The 22,171-nt window shown below is 63.8% G+C and carries 14 protein-coding genes, 1 tRNA gene and 3 pseudogenes; 13 read left to right on the forward strand and 5 right to left on the reverse strand.

The window, feature by feature from the left end; translation table 11 throughout:
• The first annotated feature begins 83 nt into the window (after nt 1–83).
• The 3 genes from BN1186_RS10050 to BN1186_RS10060 all read left to right on the forward strand — a co-directional run bounded on the left by BN1186_RS10050 (nt 84) and on the right by BN1186_RS10060 (nt 3,274).
• Nucleotides 84–1,790: a glycerol-3-phosphate dehydrogenase/oxidase gene (locus tag BN1186_RS10050; RefSeq protein ID WP_040283837.1), complete on the forward strand. Its 1,707-nt coding sequence runs from the start codon at nt 84–86 to the stop codon at nt 1,788–1,790.
• 96 nt (nt 1,791–1,886) lie between these two features.
• Entirely contained in the window at nt 1,887–3,161 is a 1,275-nt protein-coding gene (gene nhaA / locus BN1186_RS10055; protein ID WP_040283838.1) for a Na+/H+ antiporter NhaA, read from the forward strand.
• 40 nt (nt 3,162–3,201) lie between these two features.
• Nucleotides 3,202–3,274 (forward strand) — tRNA-Ala (locus BN1186_RS10060).
• An 84-nt stretch (nt 3,275–3,358) separates the two neighbouring features.
• Here BN1186_RS10060 and BN1186_RS10065 read toward each other — a convergent pair.
• Together BN1186_RS10065 and BN1186_RS10070 are read right to left on the reverse strand one after the other, a co-directional pair.
• Nucleotides 3,359–4,571 (reverse strand): annotated as a pseudogene (locus BN1186_RS10065) (IS3 family transposase).
• A gap of 55 nt (nt 4,572–4,626) precedes the next feature.
• Nucleotides 4,627–5,031, reverse strand: a complete 405-nt coding sequence (locus BN1186_RS10070; protein ID WP_040283839.1) for a hypothetical protein — start codon at nt 5,029–5,031, stop codon at nt 4,627–4,629.
• A gap of 518 nt (nt 5,032–5,549) precedes the next feature.
• Between BN1186_RS10070 and BN1186_RS10075 the strand changes: the two genes are divergently transcribed.
• From BN1186_RS10075 to BN1186_RS16370, 9 genes and pseudogenes are all read left to right on the forward strand, one after another.
• Nucleotides 5,550–8,444, forward strand: a complete 2,895-nt coding sequence (locus BN1186_RS10075) for an SNF2-related protein (RefSeq protein ID WP_040283840.1) — start codon at nt 5,550–5,552, stop codon at nt 8,442–8,444.
• A 57-nt stretch (nt 8,445–8,501) separates the two neighbouring features.
• Nucleotides 8,502–10,463: a site-specific DNA-methyltransferase gene (locus BN1186_RS10080; protein ID WP_040283841.1), complete on the forward strand. Its 1,962-nt coding sequence runs from the start codon at nt 8,502–8,504 to the stop codon at nt 10,461–10,463.
• A 2-nt stretch (nt 10,464–10,465) separates the two neighbouring features.
• On the forward strand, nt 10,466–13,462 hold the full coding sequence (locus BN1186_RS10085) for a restriction endonuclease (RefSeq protein ID WP_040283842.1): 2,997 nt from the start codon (nt 10,466–10,468) through the stop codon (nt 13,460–13,462).
• A gap of 40 nt (nt 13,463–13,502) precedes the next feature.
• Nucleotides 13,503–14,327, forward strand: a complete 825-nt coding sequence (locus BN1186_RS15550) for an SMODS domain-containing nucleotidyltransferase (protein WP_052460019.1) — start codon at nt 13,503–13,505, stop codon at nt 14,325–14,327.
• 9 nt (nt 14,328–14,336) lie between these two features.
• On the forward strand, nt 14,337–15,266 hold the full coding sequence (locus BN1186_RS10095; RefSeq protein WP_040283843.1) for an S-4TM family putative pore-forming effector: 930 nt from the start codon (nt 14,337–14,339) through the stop codon (nt 15,264–15,266).
• Nucleotides 15,267–15,283: 17 nt separating this feature from the next.
• The gene (locus BN1186_RS10100) at nt 15,284–16,129 is read left to right on the forward strand and encodes an SMODS domain-containing nucleotidyltransferase (RefSeq protein WP_040283844.1); all 846 of its coding nucleotides are present in this window, start codon (nt 15,284–15,286) and stop codon (nt 16,127–16,129) included.
• A 208-nt stretch (nt 16,130–16,337) separates the two neighbouring features.
• The gene (locus BN1186_RS10105; protein ID WP_040281693.1) at nt 16,338–17,645 is read left to right on the forward strand and encodes an ISL3 family transposase; all 1,308 of its coding nucleotides are present in this window, start codon (nt 16,338–16,340) and stop codon (nt 17,643–17,645) included.
• A gap of 19 nt (nt 17,646–17,664) precedes the next feature.
• A pseudogene (locus tag BN1186_RS16365) lies at nt 17,665–18,180 on the forward strand (DUF3644 domain-containing protein); the annotation flags it as partial.
• Between the two features lie 96 nt (nt 18,181–18,276).
• Nucleotides 18,277–18,654: a hypothetical protein gene (locus BN1186_RS16370; protein WP_342777363.1), complete on the forward strand. Its 378-nt coding sequence runs from the start codon at nt 18,277–18,279 to the stop codon at nt 18,652–18,654.
• On the opposite strand, the gene BN1186_RS10115 is transcribed toward BN1186_RS16370, so the two are convergent.
• Nucleotides 18,620–18,868 (reverse strand): hypothetical protein, encoded by a 249-nt coding sequence (locus BN1186_RS10115; protein ID WP_040283845.1) that lies wholly within the window; start codon nt 18,866–18,868, stop codon nt 18,620–18,622. The genes BN1186_RS16370 and BN1186_RS10115 overlap by 35 nt on opposite strands.
• Nucleotides 18,865–20,289, reverse strand: a complete 1,425-nt coding sequence (locus BN1186_RS10120; protein WP_425471490.1) for a recombinase family protein — start codon at nt 20,287–20,289, stop codon at nt 18,865–18,867. Before BN1186_RS10120 ends, BN1186_RS10115 begins: the two co-directional genes overlap by 4 nt.
• Between BN1186_RS10120 and BN1186_RS10125 the strand changes: the two are divergent.
• A pseudogene (locus BN1186_RS10125) lies at nt 20,179–20,541 on the forward strand (transposase); the annotation flags it as partial. The gene BN1186_RS10120 and the pseudogene BN1186_RS10125 overlap by 111 nt on opposite strands.
• Before the next feature lie 89 nt (nt 20,542–20,630).
• Here the strand turns inward: BN1186_RS10125 and BN1186_RS10130 are convergent.
• Complete coding sequence (locus BN1186_RS10130; protein WP_040281693.1) at nt 20,631–21,938, reverse strand: ISL3 family transposase; 1,308 nt, start codon at nt 21,936–21,938, stop codon at nt 20,631–20,633.
• Nucleotides 21,939–22,171 lie beyond the last annotated feature (233 nt).

The raw sequence follows: 22,171 nt of genomic DNA on the forward strand, positions 1-22,171 counted from the left end.
CGGTATTGTGCACGAACGTGCAGTGACCTTGCTCTTAACGTGCAAGCGCGCGAAGGTGGGGTCAAGAGCAAAGGAGCCTCCTCATGACCGCGCTGACCCCCGAACAACGCACATCGTCCCTGGCCGCGATGCAGGCCGAAACCTTCGACGTCCTGGTGATCGGTGGCGGCGTCACCGGTGCGGGCATCGCGCTGGACGCAGCCGCCCGCGGCCTGCGCACCGCCGTCGTCGAGGGCCAGGACTGGGCGTCCGGCACGTCGTCGCGCTCGTCGCGCCTGGTGCACGGCGGGTTGCGCTATCTCTACAACCTGGATTTCAAGCTCGTCGCCGAGGCGCTGAAGGAGCGCGGCCGGCTGCTCACCCGGATCGCGCCGCACCTCGTCGAGGCGCAGCCGTTCCTGTGGCCGCTGAAGACCCCGGTGATCGAGCGGGCCTACTCCGCCGTCGGCGTGGGCATGTACGACGCGCTGGCCGTGGCCGGCGCCGGGTTCAAGAAGACGGTGCCGGTGCAGAAGCACCTGTCGAAGAAGGGCGCCATGCGTCGCTTCCCGGACATCAAGCCCTCCGCGCTGACCGGCGCGATCGAGTTCTACGATGCCCGCGTCGACGATGCGCGCCTGGTGATCACGCTGATCCGCACGGCCGCGAAGTACGGTGCCGAGGCGGCCAGCCGCGTGAAGGTCACCGCCATCCTGAAGGACGAGCGCGGGCACGCGTCGGGCATCGAGGCTGAGGACCTGGAGACCGGCGAGCAACTGACCATCCGGGCGAAGAAGATCATCAACGCCACCGGCGTGTGGACCGAGGAGACGCAGGACATGGCCGGCGGCACCGGCGGCCTGAAGGTGCTGGCGTCGAAGGGCATCCACATCGTCATCCCGCGCGAGCGGATCAAGGCCACCTCCGGCATGTTCCTGCGCACCGAGAAGTCCGTCCTGTTCATCATCCCGTGGCAGCACTACTGGGTGATCGGCACCACGGACACCGCGTGGCACGAGCAGCTCAAGCACCCAGTGCCGACGTCGGCTGACATCGACTACGTGCTGGCGCACGCCAACGAGGTGCTCGAGCGGCCGCTGACCAAGGACGACATCATCGGCACCTACGCCGGCCTCCGCCCGCTGCTGCAGCCGAAGGTGCTCGACGAGACCAAGTCGACGAAGGTCTCCCGCGAGCACACGGTCACCGAGGTCATCCCCGGCATGGTGGCCATCGCGGGCGGCAAGCTGACCACCTACCGCGTGATGGCCGAGGACGCCGTCGACTTCGCGTTGGGCGGCGAGGCCAAGAAGCGCCCGTCGGTCACGTTCGACCTGCCGCTGCTGGGCGGCGACGGGCTCGACGCGGTGCGCAACCAGGCCGGCCGGCTGGGCTCGAAGTACGGCTTCGATGAGGACCGGATGAAGCACCTCATTTCGCGGTACGGCTCGGAGTTGCCTGAGCTGCTGGCCGTGATCGACGAGGACCCGTCGATGGGCGAGCCCCTCGCGTCGGCCCCGCAGTTCCTGAAGGCCGAGGTGCACCGCGCGTGCGCCGTCGAGGGTGCGCTGCACCTGGAGGACATCCTCATCGCCCGCGTGCGGCTCAACTCCGAGGCTCGCGACCGTGGTGCTGCTGCGGTGGACGAGGTCGCCGAGATCGCTGCCGCGGTGCTGGGCTGGGACGCGGAGCGCACCGAGAAGGAGAAGGAGAACTACCGGGCGCGGATCGCCGCCGAGGTCGCCGCCGAAGAGGAGACCACCGATGCGGCCGCCTCCGCCGAGCGGATGAAGGCAGAAGACATCGTCTGATCCCCGCTAGACTCGGCCCCTGGTGAGCCGGGAAGTCTGGTCGGCGGCGCTGCGGTGCGTTGCCGCGCGAGGCGTCCGACTCGCTAGGGGTACCCGATGACCGCTCAGCCTGCTCCCCCCTCTGCGGGCACCCGCCTCCGTGAATGGGTCCTGCGCGACACCACGGGTGGCCTGCTGCTCATCGTCGCGGCCGTGCTCGGTCTCGCGTGGGCCAACAGCCCGTGGCGCGAGGTCTATCAGGGGCTCAGCTCGACGGTGGTGGGCCCGGCCGCGCTGCACCTGGACCTGTCGCTGGCCAAGTGGGCGGCCGACGGGCTGCTGGCCATCTTCTTCTTCACCGTCGGGTTGGAACTCAAGCACGAGTTCGTCGCCGGTTCGCTCAGGTCGTTGCGGTTGGCGGCCGTCCCCATGATCGCCGCGGTGGGCGGCATGGTGGTGCCCGCCGCCGTGTTCGTGTCGATCGTGCTGGCGATGGGGGACCGGGGCGCCGTCGGAGGATGGGCCATCCCGACGGCGACCGACATCGCGTTCGCGGTGGCCGTGCTCGCGATCTTCGGGCGCGGGTTGCCGAAGGCGTTGCGCCTGTTCCTGCTGACGCTCGCCGTCGTGGATGATCTGCTGGCCATCACCGTGATCGCCGTGTTCTACACCGAATCGATCGACGTGCTGTGGCTGGCGGTGTCGCTTGCCGCGGTGGCGGCCTTCGGGGTGGCGGTGCGGACGAAGCCGGCGCCGTGGTGGGCGCTGATCCCCATCGCCCTGGTGGCGTGGACCGCGATGCACGCCTCGGGGGTGCACGCCACCGTCGCCGGCGTGTTGATGGGCTTCACCGTGCCTGCGCTCGTCGTCTTCGGGGAGCGGCACCCGCGCACCGAGCACTACGTGGAGAAGGTCGCGCCGTGGTCCAACGGGATCGCGTTGCCGATCTTCGCGTTCTTCTCCGCCGGCGTCACCGTCGTCGGCGCCGATGCCGGGGCCATCCTCGGCCAGCCGGTCGTCGTCGCCATCGTGTGCGCCCTGGTGCTGGGCAAGCTCATCGGCGTGATGGGGACGACGGCGCTCGTGACAAAGCTGACCCCGCTGCGGCTGCCCGACGCCATCGGCGTGCGCGACCTGCTGCCTGTGGGGCTGTTGACGGGCATCGGGTTCACGGTGTCGCTGCTGATCGCGGACCTATCGTTCGCAACGGGTTCCGCTGAGTCGGCCGGGGCGCGGTTGGCGGTGCTGATCGGCACGGCGATCGCGGCGACCCTGGCGGCCGTCGCGCTGCGCCTCTCCGCGCGCCGCCAGCGCACCACGGACGAGAACGAGGATGGGATCCCGGACGTGAACACCGCTCCCATCACGGGCGACGAGCAGGCCACCGACTGATTCGCCAAGTGGCGGATTTCCTCTATACTTGCCGAGTCTCGGGGCATTAACTCAATTGGTAGAGTGCCACCTTTGCAAGGTGGAAGTTAGGGGTTCGAGTCCCCTATGCTCCACAACTTTCTCCGCACCGATTCCCGCGTGAAACCTGGCTGAAACCCGTGTGGTGGGCTTGACCGCAAATCGTGGACACGTCCCGCTTACGCGGCTTGATCCTTGAGTGATGATTCAACTTGGTTGTTGGTGAGCTGGTATTCGTAGTTGACCGGGGTGGCGTATCCGATCGCGGAGTGCCTGCGTCGGCGGTTGTAGACGACCTCGATCCAGCGCGCCACCGCTCGGCGGGCCTCGGCCCGGGTGGGCCACTTCCTGCGGTCGTAGAACTCGGTCTTCAAGGTGGCGAAGAATGATTCCGACATCGCACTGTCGAAACACACCCCGGTGCGGCCCATCGATTGGTCGATCCCCAACTCGGTCGCAGCCCTGTGCAGCCGGGCGGGGTGTACTGGGTGCCTCGGTCTGCGTGGAACACCACCCGTCCCTCGAAACTGCCCCGCAGGGTGTTGGCGGTCCGCAACGCCCGCTCCACCAAGTCCGCGTCCTGATGGTCATCCATCGCCCAACCCAGCACACGGCGGGAACAGGCATCACGGACAGCGCACAGGAACAGCCAGCCTCCCCCGGTGCGCAGGTAGGCGATGTCGGAGATCCAGACCCGGTTCAACTCCGCGGTGTCCCACCGCCTGTTGACCCGGTCCGGGATCCGGTGCGTCGAAACCCCCGGGATGGTGGTGACCGGGGTGAACATCCGCGGCGAGATCCCCTCCAGGCCTTGCCGACGCATCGAAGCAGCATCCGTCTTCTGGCCCACCTGCACGCGGGCGTCGTGGAGATCGGCGGTGACCCGCGGAGCCCCATACACCCCGTCAGAGGCGGTGTAGTAGCCACCGACCCGTTCATCCAGCACCGCCCAGCGCCCTGCCTGCGGACCCGGCCCGGCATCCCGCCGCGAGGCCCAGCCGTAGTAGCCAGAACGCGAGACTCGCAACAACCTGGCCATCCGACAAATCTCGAAGTTCGCCTTCTCCTGCGCCATCAGCTCAAACCGCTCTGACGGGGTGGCTTCGACGCGAAGAAGGCTGCCGCTTTTCCTAAGAACTCGTGGTCCTGGCGGAGTTCGGTGACCTCACTACGCAGCCGTTTCAACTCGGCCCGCTCGTCGGGGCTCAACTCGCCGGTCGGCTCACCCGCCCGGCGGTCCCGTTCAGCATGAACCCACTTACCCAGCAGCTGTTCACCCAGCCCCAGTTCCCTGGCCACGTGCGCCACCGGCCGCCCCGACTCGATCACCCGACCAGCCGCCTCGGCCCGGTACTCCGCCGTGAATGAACGACGCTTCCTCGGTCCTGCCATCTGACACCTCTTCCCGCGGAATCCTGTCATCCCGCTAATCCAGGTGTCCACGAAGTCAGGCTAGGCCCAGGGCCTTGAGACGGGTGTCTTTCGGGGTGCGGTAGTCCGTGGGCAGCAGGAACGGCGTCACCGGGATGACGGCGTTGCGGTAGCGGGTCTGGAGTGCGGCGACCTCGTCGGCGTCCTCGGTGATGATCTCCACCCAGACGACCTTCTGCAGCACCGGATAGCGGGCAACGCCCGCCAGGACGTTGTCGATGCCGCGTTGGACGACGGAGCGCGCGCCGCCCTTGGTGGTGATCTGGATCAGGAAGCGATGCGTGTTCCCCTTGCGCTTCGCGTGAGCGAGAGACGCAGTGAGCTTCCGGTTGGTCACCTTCTCACGAGAGACATGCTTGTGGGCACTGGCCTTGACCACCATCCACCAGAAATAGAGGTAGGTCAGGATCAGGAGCACCATCGCTCCGAAGAGGAACCAACCGACTGGTGAGAGATCCGGAACCAGACGCACTACCGGGCGGCTCCGAAGTCACCCCCTCGAACAGCGAGGGTGCAGAAAGACTTGGGATGGTGTGGTGGAAAGCCAGACGCATTACCGCTTCGGAATATAACCCGAATCGGTCACTGAGACAATGTTGAAATGGTTTATCATCAGGCAATTCTTGGACGGATAGCGATATTCCCATTCCTGAAAATTGCGGATTATGAGAGACATGAAGGTAGATCGCAGCGTCCCGGTCGAGCCGTCCGGCTCCCGCCTGCGACACCCCGACCCGCCCGAGCGGCGCGGCACCTTAGCAGTGTCGGAGGCCGCCGGTACCGTAGGACACGGCACTATGAGAACAACTTAAGACGCGCCCTCGGCGCGGAGGAGTACAACCCGATGAAGCGCAGAGCAGCACGACCATCCCGCCGCGACGGCCACCAGGCCGCCGCGGTTTCGTTGTGCTCGCGACGCCCTGCCCAGGGGGTGCGCTGATGGCCTCCCCACTCACGGACTACCAGGCGAAGTTCTACGCGCACGAGCTGCAGCGTAGCTACGCGAACGATCACGTCGGCAAGCTTGCCGGGCTCCTGTTTGACGCCCAGGTGGAGCCGAAGCCGCACCAGATCGACGCCGCCCTGTTCGCGTTGCAGACTCCGTTCCTGCCGGGCGTGATCCTTGCTGATGAGGTGGGTCTCGGTAAGACGATCGAGGCGGGCATCGTCATCTCGCAGTACTGGGCGGAACGCCGCCGCAGGATTCTGATCGTTGCCCCGTCGAGCCTTCGGCAGCAGTGGCAGCAGGAACTCTACGAGAAGTTCCTGATCCCGTCCGCCATCCTTGACCCAAAGTCGAAGGACGCGCTGCTTGCTGCTGCGGGTGGTCGTTCGGCGCAGGTGTTGATCTGCTCGTATGAGTTCGCGCTCCGGCACGAGACGTCGCTGCTGAAGGCGTGGGATCTGGTGGTTGCGGACGAGGCGCACCGGCTGCGCAACTACTGGACGGGCAAGACGAAGGCTGCCGAGGCGGTGGCGCATATCGTCAAGAGCGCACACAAGACGGTGCTGCTGACGGCGACGCCTCTGCAGAATAAGCTCGAGGAGCTGTATGGGCTGGTGTCGATCTTCGACCCTGACTACTTCTACTCGCTCGATGCCTTCCGGGAGCGGTACGTCAAGAACCGGGAGCTGGGTGGTGACGACGACCTGGTGGAGCGTGTCGCCGCCGTCTCGAAGCGCACCTTGCGGCGTGACGCGGACAAGTACATCCATTTCACGAAGCGCCTGCCGCTGACGGTTGAGTTCACCCCGTCGCCCGACGAGGCACGGCTCTACGACTTGGTGAATGACTACCTGCAGCGCGACGAGCTGTTCGCCTTCGCGGGCAGCCAGCGTCACCTCTCTGCCCTGATCATCCGCAAGCGCCTCGGCTCGTCGACTTACGCGGTCGCGAGCACGCTTGAGAACATCGCCAACCGTCTGGCCGATGAGGTTGCCGCCGGGCAGCGTCGCGACGGCCGTGGTGGTCTGGTCGCCGCAGATTTCGCAGTAGACGACGAGATCACCAGCGAGGAGCTGGAGGAAGCCGAAGAGATCAGCGGACTCACGGAAGCCCGCTCCTCTGTGCCGCTGGACGAGTCGTTGCTGGAGGCGATGCGCGCCGAGGTTGCGGAGCTACGCGAGTATGCGGCGTTGGCCCGTTCGATCACCGAGAATCAGAAGGCGGTCAAGCTCGGAGAGGCGCTCGACCTCGGCTTCGAGCGGCTCCGTGAACTGGGCGCTCCCGAGAAGGCCATCATCTTCACGGACTCGACCAAGACGCAGGAATACATCGCGCGCTCACTGCGGGAGGCCGGTCGTGGCGAGGGCCTCGTTCTGTTCAACGGCTCGAACAACGGGCCGGAGCAGACCGCGATCTACCAGGCATGGCTAGAGAAGAACAGAGACGGCGACCTGATCACCGGCATCGCCGCCGTGGATCGTCGCAAGGCGCTCGTGGACTACTTCCGCGCTGAGGGCACGATCATGATCGCAACCGAGGCCGCGGCAGAGGGCATCAACCTGCAGTTCTGCTCGATGCTCGTCAACTACGACCTGCCCTGGAACCCGCAGCGCGTCGAGCAGCGCATCGGCCGTGTGCACCGCTTCGGGCAGAAGCACAACGTCGTCGTCGTGAACTTCTCGAACAAGGGCAACATCGCCGAACAGCGCATCCTGGAGCTGCTGACGAACAAGTTCCAACTGTTCTCCAGCGTCTTCGGCGCAAGCGACGAGGTGCTCGGCGCCATCGAGGACGGCCTGGACTTCGAGAAGACGATCAGCGACATCCTCACCCGCTGCAGAACCGCCGACGAGCTGGACTCCGCGTTCAGGGAGCTGGAGGCACAGTACGCGAGTGAGATCTCGCACGAGATGGCCAGCGCCAAGGCGAAGGTCTTCGACAACCTCGACCCCCACGTCCAGGATCGCCTCAAGGCCTACGACACGCAGTCCGGCGAGGTGCTCAACAAGTTCGAGCGCTTGCTGCTCGCGGTAACCCGGCACGAACTCGACCAGCACGCCACCTTCGAGGGCGACGGGCGCACCTTCGTGCTGAACCGGACCCCGGTGAAGGACGCGCCGACCGGGCGCTACTTCTTCAAGTCCCAGCCGCTGGAGAAGGCCCACCAGTACCGTTACGCGAGCCCGCTGGCCCAGCACGTCGTTGAGACCGCCAAGACCCACGACACCCCGGCACGCGAGCTGACGTTCTCTCTCGGCCAGTCGGAGCGTGTGAGCAGCGCGATTCGTGCGCTGGAGGGCACCAGCGGCGAACTCACCGTCAGCGTTGCGACCTTCCGCATGAAAGCACGCGACGAGGATGTCTCCGAGTCCTACATGCTCGCCGGCGCCCTGACCGATGACGGCCAGTGGCTCGACGAGGAATACGTCGCAGACATCCTCGACCTGGCCTGCATCTCGGTTGGAGAGCAGCCCGTGGCGATCGATGCGGCACGCTTCACGCCGCACCTTGATGCACGACGGGCGGAGCTGGAGAAGGAAGTCCAGGGCCGCAACTCCCGCTACTACGACCAGCAGGAGGAACTGCTCTACCGCAACCAGCAGGACCGCAAGGCCGAGCACGAGGGTGCCATCCGCGACTACCGCGCCAAGGAGAAGGAAGCGCGCAAGCTCGCCCGTCTAGCCGATGATCCGATGGAGCAGCTTCGGTACAAGAAGGAAGCCAGGAAGTGGGAGCAGCGGGCTGAAGATGCCGACGAGGACTTCCGAGGCACGCGCAAGCAACTCCGCGCCGAGGCCGACAAATACCTCGAGCTGATCGAACAGTCGCTCCAGGGAACCCAGGAGACCGAGCATCTGTTCACGATTCGCTGGCGGGTTGCCACATAGACCGTGCATTCACAAACCCGACGCAAATTGTTAAAATCATGAAAGAGAATCACCCGAATGACTGACGATATCTACGAAACACCATCCACTACTCCGAACTTCCAGACCGAGCTGGCAGCGCAGCTTGCCGATCTGATTCCCGAGGCAATCGCCGACGGCAAGGTGGATGTCGAGAAGCTCAAGGAACTGCTCAACGGCGACGTTGCCGACAGCAGTGAGCGGTTCGGACTGTTCTGGCCTGGCAAGAAGCGCGCCCTACGTGCCGCGCAGGAGCCGACCACGGCGACGCTGAAGCCCGACTTCGACAACTCGAAGGACTGGGGCACGACGAAGAACGTCTTCATCGAGGGCGACAACCTCGAGGTATTGAAGATTCTGCAGAAGCACTACCACGCCAAGATCAAGCTGATCTACATCGACCCTCCGTACAACACCGGCAAGGACTTCGTCTATCCCGACAACTACAAGGAAGGTCTCGACACCTACCTTGAGTGGACGCGCCAGGTCAACGAGGAGGGCAAGAAGGTCACGACCAACGCCGAGACCGAGGGACGCTACCACTCCAACTGGCTCAACATGATGTACCCGCGCCTGAAGCTGGCGCGGAACCTGCTCGCCGACGATGGCGTCATTTTCATTTCGATTGATGACCATGAACAAGAGAACTTGAAGCGCCTCTGCAACGAGGTCTTCGGCGAAGGAAACTTTGTCGCGACTATCGCCGTTCACTCAAACCCGCGCGGGCGTCAGTCTGCGCGGCATGTTGCGCCGACCCACGAATACATTCACGTCTACGCGCGGAACATCGCTCGAGCAGGAATTTATGGCGAGGCGCTGACTGAGGAGCAGAAGGCTGAGTATGCGAAGGTCGATGCTGATGGCCGTCGATATCGCGAGATAGGACTGAGGCTTAGGGGTGGCCGCGCAACGGCCGCCGAGTCACCGACGCTTCACTATCCCATCTACGTCAATCCGAACACGAGCGCGATATCGGTTAATCCAGCGAGTCCAAGTGAATGGACGGAGATTCGGCCATATTTCAGCAATGGAGTTACTGGAACTTGGCGATGGAGCCCGAGCAAGGTCGCCACTGATATCGATCAGCTGATTGCGCGTCAGGTGCGCGGCACAGCTGGCGATAAGCGGTGGGACATCTTCCAGAAGGACTACTTGACCGAGGAGTCGCAGCGCAAGCTCAAGTCTATGTGGCTTGAGAAAGAGATCAATTATGACCGGTCGAAGGATGATGCGAAGCGTATCGGTTTTGCGCCGTACTTCGATTATGCAAAGCCGGTGTCACTGCTATCGAAGATCGTGACCACGACAACTCGCCCGGGGGATTTTGTCTTGGATTTTTTTGCCGGTTCTGCAACGACTGCCGATGCAGTTTTCGGGGCTAACGCTGCTGACGTTGCAGACCGGCACTTCATCCTTGTTCAGCTTCCAGAGCCATTGGATGCAGCCTCTGCAGCTGCGAAGGACGGTTACCGTACGATTGCCGAAGTTTCTCGGGCGCGAATTGCGCGCGCCGGGGAATGGGCTGCCAGGGAGTTCACCCAGACGCTTAGCGAACGTACGGCCGTGCCAGACGTAGGTTTCCGCGCTTACAGGCTCTGCGACACGAACTTCGCCAAGTGGCGGCTGTCGAGCGATGTTGAGGAGGACGCACTGCAGCAGCACCTGCTGAGCCTTCGTGACAGTGCGACCGACGACGCGACTGCCGACGACCTGCTCACCGAGACCCTGCTCAAGCAGGGCTATTCGCTGACTGAAGACATTGCGCCTGCCGAGATTGGTGGCCTCGATGTTCGTCTCGTTCATGACCGTGACGGCGATATCGCCGTGCTGGCGTACTTGAACGAGCACGTCAAGCCGACGCTCGAGCAGCTCCGTGCACTCGTTAACGAGTCTCCGACGCGAATCATCGTGCTCGAGGACGCGTTCCACGGCGATGACGAACTCAAGACCAACCTGGCACAGCTCGCTAGAGCCAAGGGCATTGAGCTCTGGACGGCCTGAGTATGAAGAACAGCACAGCGAGCGGATCAGGATTCCAGTTCGACGCCAGTCAGCCGTATCAGCTGGATGCGATCGCGTCAGTGGTCGACCTGTTCGACGGGCAGCCGAAGGATGCAGAAAAGCTGGTCACGACGCTGCGTGGTGCGGCGGTGCTGCCCGACTCGGTCCAGTCGGTGCTTGACATCGACCTGACGCAGGAGGTCGGCGCAGTCGGCAACAGCCTGGTGCTCGATCGTGACCTGATCCTTGCGAACCTGCAGCGTGTGCAGGATCGCATCGGCCTTGAGGTGGCGTCGGCGCTTGCGGGCGACGCGCTCGACTTCGATATCGAGATGGAGACCGGCACGGGTAAGACCTACGTCTACCTGCGCACGATCTTCGATCTGGCCGTCCGCTACAACTTCACGAAGTTCGTGATCCTGGTGCCGAGCGTGGCGATTCGTGAGGGTGTCAGCACGAGCATCCGGCTCATGCGCGAGCACTTCGAGCGCCTCTACAAGCCGCAGGGCATCACCTTCGATGCCTCGATCTACAGCGGTAAGAGCGCCGAGGAGGTGCAGTCGTTCGCGACCTCGACCAACGTGCAGATCCTGATCATGACGATTGACTCGATCCGTGGCAATGCGAACACCCGCATCATCCACCAGACGCGTGACAAGCTGAACGGGCTGCGACCGATCGACTATCTGAAGGCGACCCACCCGGTCGTGATCATGGACGAGCCGCAGAACATGGAGTCGCAGCTCTCGCACTCAGCGGTGGGTGAACTCGATCCGGTGTTTACGCTGCGCTACAGCGCGACGCACAAGAAGCAGCGCAACGTCGTCTACCGGCTCGACCCGGTCGATGCCCACGATCTCGGTCTGGTGAAGCAGATCGTTGTGGCAGAGGTGGGCCAGCAGGGTGCCGATGCGACGCCGTATATCAAGCTGGTTGAGGTGCGGCGTGAGCCGTCGTGGTCGGCCCGGCTGGAGTTGTCGTGCCGCAAGGCCGATGGTTCGCTTGAGCGGCGGGTCGTGAGCGTGAAGCAGCACCAGGAGCTGTCGGATGCACGCCTGACGAACAACCCGATCTACGAGGGCTGGCGCATCAACGAGATGAGCATTGAGCCTGCCTACGTCGACCTCACCACCCACGGATTCCTGTACGAGGGTGAGAGTATTGGTGCTTCGGCCGGCGCGATCTACAAGGAGATGATCCGCGAGACCGTTCGCGAGCACCTGCGCAAGGAATCGATGCTCCGTGCCAAGGGCATCAAGGTGCTCAGCCTCTTCTTCGTCGATAAGGTCGCCAGCTACCTGGGCGACGGCACGAACAACGACGATGCCAGCGGTGACTTCGTGCAGTGGTTCGACGAGGTTTTCGTCGAGGAGCGCGCCAAGTCCGCGCGCTACCAGGAGCTGCTGCCGCAGGCACCGAGCGAACTGCGCCGGGCCTACTTTTCCGAGATTAGGCGTGGCAAGACGACGACCTTCCAGGACTCGTCCGGCACGACCAAGGCCGATGACGACGCCTATGAACTGATCATGCAGCAGAAGGAACGCCTGCTCGACGAGAACGAGCCCGTGCGCTTCATCTTCAGCCACTCTGCCCTGCGCGAGGGCTGGGACAACCCGAACGTCTTCCAGATCTGCACCCTGCGCGAGATGGGTGCCGAGACCGAGCGGCGCCAGACCCTCGGCCGTGGACTGCGCCTCCCCGTCGCCAAGACCGCTGACGGCTACACCCGCGTGGCTGACCGGGGCGTCGCGACGCTGACGGTCGTGGCGAACGAGTCGTACACGAAGTTCGCGGACGCGCTCCAGCGTGAGTACAAGGACGCCGGTGTCGAGATCGGCCGGGTGCGCCGGGCCGAGTTCTCGAAGATCCCGCTGCAGGACGAGAACGGTGCGCTCACCGATGACCAGTTCGGCTACCAGCGATCCGTCCTCGTGTGGGAGCACCTCAAGGACAAGGGCTTCATCGACAAGGACGGCGCGGTCACCTCGAAGTTCCAGCCGAACCAGCTCGGCTTCGACCTCGGCCTGCCCGTCGACTTCGTCTGGGCTGAGCCGATCATCATCGAACTGGTTGAACGCGCCAACATCGGCAAGTACGTCAAGCCCGTCAGCAAGCGTCAGCCGCGCGTGCTCAACAAGCAGCTCTACTCGACCCCCGAGTTCGAGGAGTTCTGGGAGACGATCAGCCAGAAGACCACCTACCGCGTCAAGGTCGAGCGTGAGCAGCTGATCGAGAACGCCGTCCGGGCGATCCGTGAAGCACCCAAGATCGACGCGTTGCGTATCCAGGTGACCCGCGCTGGAGTCAAGGTGCTGCGGGGCGGCGCCAAGGGTGAAGAACTCGGCACCCGCTCGGCCGATCTCAAGGGCAGCTACGACCTGCCAGACATCATCACGGAGCTTCAGGAAGCCACCTCCCTCACCCGCAAGACCATCGTCGACATCCTGATCGGCAGCGAGCGGCTGAGCGAGTTCATCGGCAACCCCAACGACTTCATTGCGATGACCAAACGCGCCCTCCAGAGCGAGCTGGCGAAGATCGTGGTCGACGGGATCCAGTACGAGAGGATCGCGGGCTCGGTCTACGAGCTTCGCGAGTTGCAGCGGGACGGCGAGGAGGAGAAGGAGCGCTTCCTTGACCAGATGTACAATGTGCAGCACACCCAGAAGACCGATTTCGACTACGTCGTCTTCGACTCGGACGTCGAGCGCCAGTTCGCTGAGCTGCTCGACTCGCGCGAGGACATCAAGTTGTTCATGAAGCTGCCCGCCAAGTTCAAGATCGAAACCCCGGTCGGCCCGTACAACCCCGACTGGGCGATCATCAAGCAGGAGGACGGCGAAGACCGGATCTACATGATCCGCGAGACGAAGAGCACGCTCGATGACTCGAAGCTCCGCCCAACCGAACTCGCCAAGATCAAGTCCGCCAAACGTCACTTCGAGGCCATCGGCATCGAGGACTACGCACGAGCAGTGCCGGGAGCGTGGCGGATATGACCGATGCGCGTTCGACGGTGAGACGGTCAGGGGCCGGGCAATGAGCGATAGTGCCCGCGCCTGGCTCAACAGCCTGACGAGCCTGTACACGCCGACTTCGACCCAATTCGACGCGGCAAAGAGCCATCGCGCGTCCGTCGAGACGCGGCTTGATGTCTACCTAGGGCTCCACGAGATGTTTGAGATCGGTTCGCTTCGCCACGGGACTGGCATTTGGCAGCACAGCGACGCCGACTACCTGGCATCACTGAAGGGTGTCCAGCCCGAATCTCCTTGGACGATGCTGAACCGGGTCAAGGACACACTCCAGGATCGTTTTCCGAGTACCACGATCGTCGTGCGCCGGCCGGCTGTCGTGTGTCGGTTCTCCGATGGAGTCGCTGAAGTCGTTCCGGCTTACCCTGCGGCAAGTGGCTACTGGATAGCCAACCCAGCCGATGGCTGGATGAAGACCCATCCCAAGGAGCACAACAAGTACGTCAACGACGTCAACGCCAAGCACAACGGAGCTGCAAAGACGCTCGCGCGGCAGCTGAAGATCTGGAAGTACCTGAGCAACGTTCCCGTGTCGTCCTGCTATCTCGAGATGCGAGCCGCCAAGCACCTCGATGGCGAGTCGTCGTACCTGCCGTTCTGGGATCTCTACCTGGCGCTGGACAAGATGTACGACGCCAGCCTTGCCGCGATGAACGATCCGACCGGACTTGGCTCGCGGTTCGGGGCTTGTTCGTCGGAGTCGAATCGGCAGGACGCGCTGTCAAAGCTCGGCAGAGCCGTCACGCGCGCCAACAAGGCACGGGAGTACGAATCGGACGGAAAGCACGCCCAGGCAATCGAGCAGTTGAAGCTGCTCTTCAACAGGTAGCCGCCGACCATGACACATACCGGCGAATACACCCCTCCCGCGACTGGAGCGAGCCTTCTGCGTCGTCAGGATGAAGTAGACGCGCTGCGCCTCCTGATCGCGCAGAAGCGTCTCTACTCGCGTGCGAAGCGCTGGGTAGCGATTCGCTGGTTCGGGATGCTCGTCATCGGCCTCGCCGCGCCCATCGTCGCCGTGATCTGGCCACAGAGCAGTGTGATCGTTGGCAGTATCGCGGGGGCCTGGCTCTTCCTCGGACGCACCTTGCTGATGCACGCCCAGAAGAAGAGGACTGAGCAGGCTGCCGCCGTGCAGGAGCAGTTCGACTTCTATGTCTACGAGATGCCGCCGGGGACGCCTCGACCGAAGTTGCCGTCGCTCGAGGACATCTCGCTGGCCGCCGGGCATGACGGCGAGCTCGTCGTCGTTGCCGAGAAGGAGGAGATGCTCGGCTGGTACGTCGTTGCCAAAGACGATCCGGGCGAAACTGCAGTTGCAGTCGCACAACGCTCGAACGCCGCATACAGCTACCGCCTGCTGAGGTTCACCGGGATCATCTGGTCAGTGGTTGCCGTGCTCTGGGCAGCGGCACTCACCACGATCTGTATCGTCACCGGCTTGACGCTCGTGACGTTCCTGCTTGGCGTCGTCCTTCCGCTACTGCCCGCGTTCCTCGACGTCACCGACTACATCGTCGGAATCCTACGCTCGGCTCGAGACCGAGAGGCGCTCTACCGAGAGATCGAAAGCAGGATCGGCAACAAGGACGAGCCGATCACAGGCGAGAATCTGCGCGTCTGGCAGGAGGCGCTGTTCGAGCTCCGCCGTGACACTCCCGCCGTCCCAGACCTCATCTACAAGCTCCAGCGTCGGAAGAACGAGGCGGCGATGTCGGCCGCCGCCACGCAGCTGAGCAAGCGCGCGCGTCAGGAGGGCGAATGACAACCACGAGCCAAGCAATGGCGCAGTTCCTGTCCGACATCTCTGTCACGGACTACCAGAAGACGTCGATCATCAACTCGCGCAAAGACCGCGTCGTAGAAAACCTCAACGCAGCTTTTCCCGACACTAGCGATCTCCCGTTCAGCCGCGCGATCCTGATGGGCTCGGCCGCGAAGGGAACGATCGTCCGCCCCATCGACGACATCGACGTCCTGGCGGTGTTCTCGAACGCGAACGGTGCGTGGAACACCTATCGCTTCGACTCGCAGGCATTCCTCTATCGAGTGCGCCGAGCTTACAACGGGCTGTCGACAGCGCAGGTCGGCGCCCGAGGTCAAGCAGTCCGCATCTTCTTCGAGAACGGCGGTCATGTCGACGTGGCGCCGGTGTTCTCGCACGGCAACGACGTCTACGGGCTACCGGGCGGCGACGGCGGGTGGATCAACACCGCTCCCACGGTGGCGAACGCGTGGTTCGCAAAGAAGCATGCTGACCTTGGTTACAACCTGGCTCCGCTGGTACTGCTCCTGAAGAAGTGGAACAACGCGCACTCGAAGCGGCTCCGCTCCTTCCATCTGGAAACGATCACCGCCAGCACCTTCAAGACGCTCGGGAGTAACCGGCAGAGCGCCCTGGCCAGCTTCTTCGAGTGGGCGCCGTCGCACTTGGACGTCGGCGACCCGGGCGGCCAATCGGGAACGCTGAGCGGCTACCTCACCTGGGCTGGGCGACAGGAAATCATCCAAGCACTTGGTTCTGCCGCGGAGAGAGCGCGTAAAGCGAACGAGGCCGAAGCGAGAGGTGACCATGACGAGGCGAAGCGGCTCTGGCAGATCGTCCTGGGCTCCAGCTTCCCGAAGTAGTTTCCCGCTGGGACACCAAACCGAGCCAACCAAGAGGGCAACTCATGAGCGCGCCGTACGTCTCGATCAAGCGGCTGGTCGATAACTGGCTCTTCACAAACCAGGGTGTAGGTAGCGCTGTTCGGGTTTGCGGCGTGGCGGCTGGCTGAAGGGGTCGAGGCCCTCCGAAGATGAAGGTTCCTACACGCCTCATCTGGAAGACCTCGACGTGCCTGACGCTACCTTCAGCTGCCCTGATCTGACTAGTTTCTGCCTGCTCGACGGGCTCGGGTTGGAGGTGACCGGGCAGTGCGTCGAGTCTGAGCGTGCTGTGTTGGCCTGCCGGGTGATCGACGCCGATGACTGGTGCCACGACTGTGGAGGCCAGGGCAGAGCTCGAGGCACTGTGGTGCGGTGGCTGTCGCATGTTCCGCTGGGGTGGCGCCCCACGATCTTGCAGGTGAGGGTCCGGCGGTACAGGTGCGTCGAGTGCGGTCGGGTGTGGCGACAAGACCTGAGCAAGGCGGCCGAGCCCCGTTCGAAATTGTCTAGGGCGGCGTTGCGGTGGGCGTTGGAAGGGCTGGTGATCCAGCACTTGAGCATGGTCCGGATCGCGGAAGGTCTGGACGTGGCCTGGAACACCGCCAACGACGCGGTGCTGGCCGAGGGCCAGCGGATGCTGATCAACAACCCTGCCCGGTTCGACGGGGTCGAGGTGATCGGCGTCGATGAGCATTGCTGGCGACACACCCGACGCGGTGACAAGTACGTCACCGTGGTCATCGACTTGACCCCGACCAGGGACGGTACCGGCCCGGCACGACTGTTAGACATGATCGAGGGCCGCTCCAAGCAGGTGTTCAAGACCTGGCTCGCTGAGCGCCCCCGAGCCTGGCGTGACCAGATCGAAGTCGTAGCCATGGATGGGTTCACCGGCTACAAGACGGCTGCCGCGGAGGAACTGGCCCATGCCACCGCGGTGATGGACCCCTTCCACGTAGTCCGCCTGGCAGGGGAGGCCCTGACCCGGTGCCGGCAACGGGTTCAGCAAACCACCCGCGGACATCGAGGCCGTGCTGGAGATCCGCTCTACCGGGCCAGGCGCACCTTGCTGACCGGTGTTGATCTGCTCACCGACAAGCAGGTCGCCCGCCTGGAAGCGCTGTTCGCTGACAACCAGCATGGCGAGGTCGAGGCCACCTGGGGCATTTACCAACGTCTGGTGGTGGCCTACCGGCAACCTGACAAGAAGTTCGGCCGCTACCTGCTCAACAAGGTCATCGATGACATCAGCACAGGCGTTCCCACAGCACTAGTGGAGTTACGCAGCCTGGGTCGGACCCTGAACCGGCGCGCCGCTGACGTGCTCGCGTTCTTCGACCGGCCAGGCACCTCCAACGGCCCCACCGAGGCCATCAACGGCCGACTCGAGCACCTCCGCGGTATCGCCCTGGGCTTCCGGAACCTGACCCACTACATCGCCCGCAGCCTCCTCGAGGCCGGCGGATTCAAACCCCGACTACACCCTCGATTGTGAAGAGCCCGATAACTCGCTCGCAGCGATGCTGGCTGCGGTCGAGGTCTACAACAAGCCGCAGATGACCTACCGCGACGAGGTCACCGTCATGCTCATCGTCAACGCCTGGGAGCTGGCGCTCAAGGCGACACTGCGACAGAAGAACCGCTCGATCTTCTACCCGCAGCAGCGCGGCGAGCGGTACCGCTCGGTCGGGCTCGACGACGCGCTGGGGAGGGTCGCCGCAAACAAGCTCTGGCCGTCGGACATCGATGGCCCTGCGGTGACTGCCAACGTTAAGGCGCTGGCCGAGTATCGCGACCGGGCGATCCATCTCTACAACGCGCAAGGACTGGGTGCGGTGATCTACCCCTTCCTGCAGCAGAACGTCCTGAACTACCGGGACTTCATGCTGGCGAAGTTCAAGAAGGATCTGGCCGACTCGATGACCTGGCAACTGCTGCCGCTGGGTGCGACGGCGCCGGCCGATGCCGTCCAGTTCATGAAGGTCGACAAGAACGCAACGATGGTGGCCGAGGTGCAGGAGTTCATCGATGAGCTGCGTCATCTCATGGACGACGTCGAGTCGGCTGGTAGCGACCTGGCTCGTGTGGCGACGGTCTACGACATCAACATGCAGTCCGTGAAGAAGATGGCCAGCGCCGACCTCGTCGTCGCCGTGTCGCCAACCGCGGATGGTCAGGTCGTCGTGCGCAAAACTGACCCGAACCAGACGCACCCGTTCAGCACTACGGAGCTGCTGGACAAGGTGAACGAGAAGCACGCCGGGCGGAAGCTGACGACATACGACTACCAGGCGATTTGCTGGAAGGAATCGTTACGCGACAACACAAAGTACGCCTGGAAGCACAGCAACGGAGTCGCGCACGTATGGTCGGGCGATGCCGTCAGCTATTTGGCATCGTTGACGGACGAGCAGTACGACGCAATCCGGGCGGAGTATCGGGAGCACTTGCGGACGCAACCCGCGAAGGTCACCTCTCCCGGCCGTGGGAGTCGCGCGTCCTGACGCCGCGCCGCAGCAGCATTGTGCGGATCGTGCTGGCGTCGAACCCGATCTGCGCGCCCACGTTGGCGAGCGAGATCCCGGACTCGTAGAGACGAGCAGCAGTGTCAACTTGGACCGGGCTCATGCCCTTCGGACGCTTGGACGTGCCGGTCCTAGTGAGCACCTCGCTGACCGTGACGCGGTGGATGCCATGCAGTGCAGCGATCCCCTTCATCGTCCGCCCGGCCAGGTACTCGGCTGCGATGGCCCGCTCCGTCGTGGCAGACAGCTGTTTCCCTGCCCGCGCCGCAGCGGAGGTAGAGGAGTACGCCGCGGTACCGCACTGCCGAACTGGCCCCTGGCTTCTGCGACCAGACCATTGATTTGACGAGTTGTCTCGTTCCGATTGCAGTAATTTTTTAGGAGCCCCACGCAAAGTGTCTTACGGGAACACTCGACATCGGCAGATGTGGAGTGTTCCCGTTTGGTCTCCTCGCCCTCGCCGCCGTGGCTGTGGTGTGCTTCGCGGATGATGGTGGCGAAGGGCTCCGCCGGATGTGGACGTGGCTGTTCGTCGTCGGTGATGTCGAGCCGTGTGTAGAACGCTTGGTTCGCCAGTCTCCGGTCGGCGTCGCCTGATCGGGCGTAGGCACGGTGGGCGTCGGTGGGCAGTCGCAGGCTGTCGTGGAGGAATGTTCGGCTGTCGGCGTGGTGCTTGTCGTGCTCGGCGAGGCGTTGGTTCACGTCGGCGAGGGCTGTCCGGATTCGGTCTTGATGCCGCTTCAATGTGGGTAGGTCGATGGCGTCGGTGAAGTGCGCGGCGAGCAGCTTGTCGCTCTCGGCTTCCAGCTTGGCCCGGTGCGCCGCGAGGTCAGCAATCTCCTGGCTGCGGTCGGCCATGCGCTTGTCGAATGCCGCGTCCACCCGCTGAGCGAGGTCGCGGTAGGTCTGGTCGCTGATCGTGATCGAGACATAGGAGTCGGCGACGAGGCGTTCGGCGACCGCGACCGGCACCGACCGGCGCGTGCAGCCGGTCTTCTTCGCAGCGCGGCCGGAGCAGACGAAGTAGGCGTATGTGGTGCCTCTCGGGTTGGTTGCGAAATCCAGCAGCATCCGGGACCCGCAGGTTCCGCAGTGCAGCAGTCCTTTGAGGTGGTGGGCGTGCTGGACGTGCCTGGTTGCCTGCGCGTTGCGTGCTTTCAGGAGCGCTTGCACGCGATCGAACAGGGCGGCTTCGATCAATGGCTCGTGTGCGCCGGGATGGAGGACGCCCTTGTAGCGGATCACTCCCGCGTAGTAGGGGTTGGTGAGCAGCTTGTAGAGCGTGTTCTTCCCCAGCGGTTTGGACGGGCGTTTTGGCGTCGGCACTGTGACCAGCCCCCGTGCGGTCAGGTCGCGCAGTAGCCCGGTCACTGAGGTCTCGCCCTCGGCGTAGTGCTCGAACGCCCACCGGATGAGCGGGGCACGTTCGGGATCGACCTCGACTGTCCTGACCTCGCGGCCGTTCTCGTCAGTCTTGCGGACGTTGAGGTAGCCGATCGGGGCCACAAACACGTCACCGACAGTCTCGAGGCCTCTGGATTCGGTGAGATCGCTGCGATGCTCGACAAGGCGCACCCGGACCTGACCGCGTTCGCTGCGATGCCGACGGAGCACTGGCGCAAGATCTGGTCGAACAATCCCATCGAGCGTCTCAACCGCGAGATCAAACGCCGCCCAGACGTGGTCCAGATCTTCCCCGACCGAGGATCGGTGACCCGTCTGATCGGCGCGATCCTGCTCGAACAACACGGAGAATGGCACTACGGCGAGCGCCGCTACCTGTCAGAGACCTCCATGCGACGCCTCACCGAGACCCTCCAACAACGCGCCGACCAGACCCCCAACCCCCTCCCACTGACCGCCTAGAAAAACACCACGCCATGGGACCCACCCGCTTCGCTCGATTTCCCGAACCAGTTCTGTCGCAGGATTCGCGATGTTCCTTTAACGGCTCTTCACAATCGAGGGTGTAGTCGGGGTTTGAATCCGCCGGCCTCGAGGAGGCTGCGGGCGATGTAGTGGGTCAGGTTCCGGAAGCCCAGGGCGATACCGCGGAGGTGCTCGAGTCGGCCGTTGATGGCCTCGGTGGGGCCGTTGGAGGTGCCTGGCCGGTCGAAGAACGCGAGCACGTCAGCGGCGCGCCGGTTCAGGGTCCGACCCAGGCTGCGTAACTCCACTAGTGCTGTGGGAACGCCTGTGCTGATGTCATCGATGACCTTGTTGAGCAGGTAGCGGCCGAACTTCTTGTCAGGTTGCCGGTAGGCCACCACCAGACGTTGGTAAATGCCCCAGGTGGCCTCGACCTCGCCATGCTGGTTGTCAGCGAACAGCGCTTCCAGGCGGGCGACCTGCTTGTCGGTGAGCAGATCAACACCGGTCAGCAAGGTGCGCCTGGCCCGGTAGAGCGGATCTCCAGCACGGCCTCGATGTCCGCGGGTGGTTTGCTGAACCCGTTGCCGGCACCGGGTCAGGGCCTCCCCTGCCAGGCGGACTACGTGGAAGGGGTCCATCACCGCGGTGGCATGGGCCAGTTCCTCCGCGGCAGCCGTCTTGTAGCCGGTGAACCCATCCATGGCTACGACTTCGATCTGGTCACGCCAGGCTCGGGGGCGCTCAGCGAGCCAGGTCTTGAACACCTGCTTGGAGCGGCCCTCGATCATGTCTAACAGTCGTGCCGGGCCGGTACCGTCCCTGGTCGGGGTCAAGTCGATGACCACGGTGACGTACTTGTCACCGCGTCGGGTGTGTCGCCAGCAATGCTCATCGACGCCGATCACCTCGACCCCGTCGAACCGGGCAGGGTTGTTGATCAGCATCCGCTGGCCCTCGGCCAGCACCGCGTCGTTGGCGGTGTTCCAGGCCACGTCCAGACCTTCCGCGATCCGGACCATGCTCAAGTGCTGGATCACCAGCCCTTCCAACGCCCACCGCAACGCCGCCCTAGACAATTTCGAACGGGGCTCGGCCGCCTTGCTCAGGTCTTGTCGCCACACCCGACCGCACTCGACGCACCTGTACCGCCGGACCCTCACCTGCAAGATCGTGGGGCGCCACCCCAGCGGAACATGCGACAGCCACCGCACCACAGTGCCTCGAGCTCTGCCCTGGCCTCCACAGTCGTGGCACCAGTCATCGGCGTCGATCACCCGGCAGGCCAACACAGCACGCTCAGACTCGACGCACTGCCCGGTCACCTCCAACCCGAGCCCGTCGAGCAGGCAGAAACTAGTCAGATCAGGGCAGCTGAAGGTAGCGTCAGGCACGTCGAGGTCTTCCAGATGAGGCGTGTAGGAACCTTCATCTTCGGAGGGCCTCGACCCCTTCAGCCAGCCGCCACGCCGCAAACCCGAACAGCGCTACCTACACCCTGGTTTGTGAAGAGCCCCTTTAACTCTAGAAGAGTGGCGTAAGCAGGCTGAGATCTATACTTCCCCTTCGGGCGCGACAATTTTGAACTCGGGTTCGCGACCTTCTATCTGAACCGGACTAATCGTTC

The sequence above is a fragment of the Tessaracoccus massiliensis genome (assembly GCF_000826065.2).
In the GTDB taxonomy this organism is placed as follows: Bacteria; Actinomycetota; Actinomycetes; order Propionibacteriales; family Propionibacteriaceae; genus Arachnia; species Arachnia massiliensis_A.

What these genes read in the sequence shown, in the direction of transcription:
- BN1186_RS10075 (WP_040283840.1), top strand. Translation starts at nt 5,550, where the DNA reads ATGGCCTCCCCACTCACGGACTACCAGGCGAAGTTCTACGCGCACGAG.
- BN1186_RS10100 (WP_040283844.1), top strand. Translation starts at nt 15,284, where the DNA reads ATGGCGCAGTTCCTGTCCGACATCTCTGTCACGGACTACCAGAAGACG.
- BN1186_RS10050 (WP_040283837.1), top strand. Translation starts at nt 84, where the DNA reads ATGACCGCGCTGACCCCCGAACAACGCACATCGTCCCTGGCCGCGATG.
- BN1186_RS10095 (WP_040283843.1), top strand. Translation starts at nt 14,337, where the DNA reads ATGACACATACCGGCGAATACACCCCTCCCGCGACTGGAGCGAGCCTT.
- BN1186_RS10080 (WP_040283841.1), top strand. Translation starts at nt 8,502, where the DNA reads ATGACTGACGATATCTACGAAACACCATCCACTACTCCGAACTTCCAG.
- nhaA (WP_040283838.1), top strand. Translation starts at nt 1,887, where the DNA reads ATGACCGCTCAGCCTGCTCCCCCCTCTGCGGGCACCCGCCTCCGTGAA.
- BN1186_RS10070 (WP_040283839.1), bottom strand. Translation starts at nt 5,031, where the DNA reads ATGGTGCTCCTGATCCTGACCTACCTCTATTTCTGGTGGATGGTGGTC.
- BN1186_RS16370 (WP_342777363.1), top strand. Translation starts at nt 18,277, where the DNA reads ATGGCCAGCGCCGACCTCGTCGTCGCCGTGTCGCCAACCGCGGATGGT.
- BN1186_RS10085 (WP_040283842.1), top strand. Translation starts at nt 10,466, where the DNA reads ATGAAGAACAGCACAGCGAGCGGATCAGGATTCCAGTTCGACGCCAGT.
- BN1186_RS15550 (WP_052460019.1), top strand. Translation starts at nt 13,503, where the DNA reads ATGAGCGATAGTGCCCGCGCCTGGCTCAACAGCCTGACGAGCCTGTAC.
- BN1186_RS10115 (WP_040283845.1), bottom strand. Translation starts at nt 18,868, where the DNA reads ATGAAGGGGATCGCTGCACTGCATGGCATCCACCGCGTCACGGTCAGC.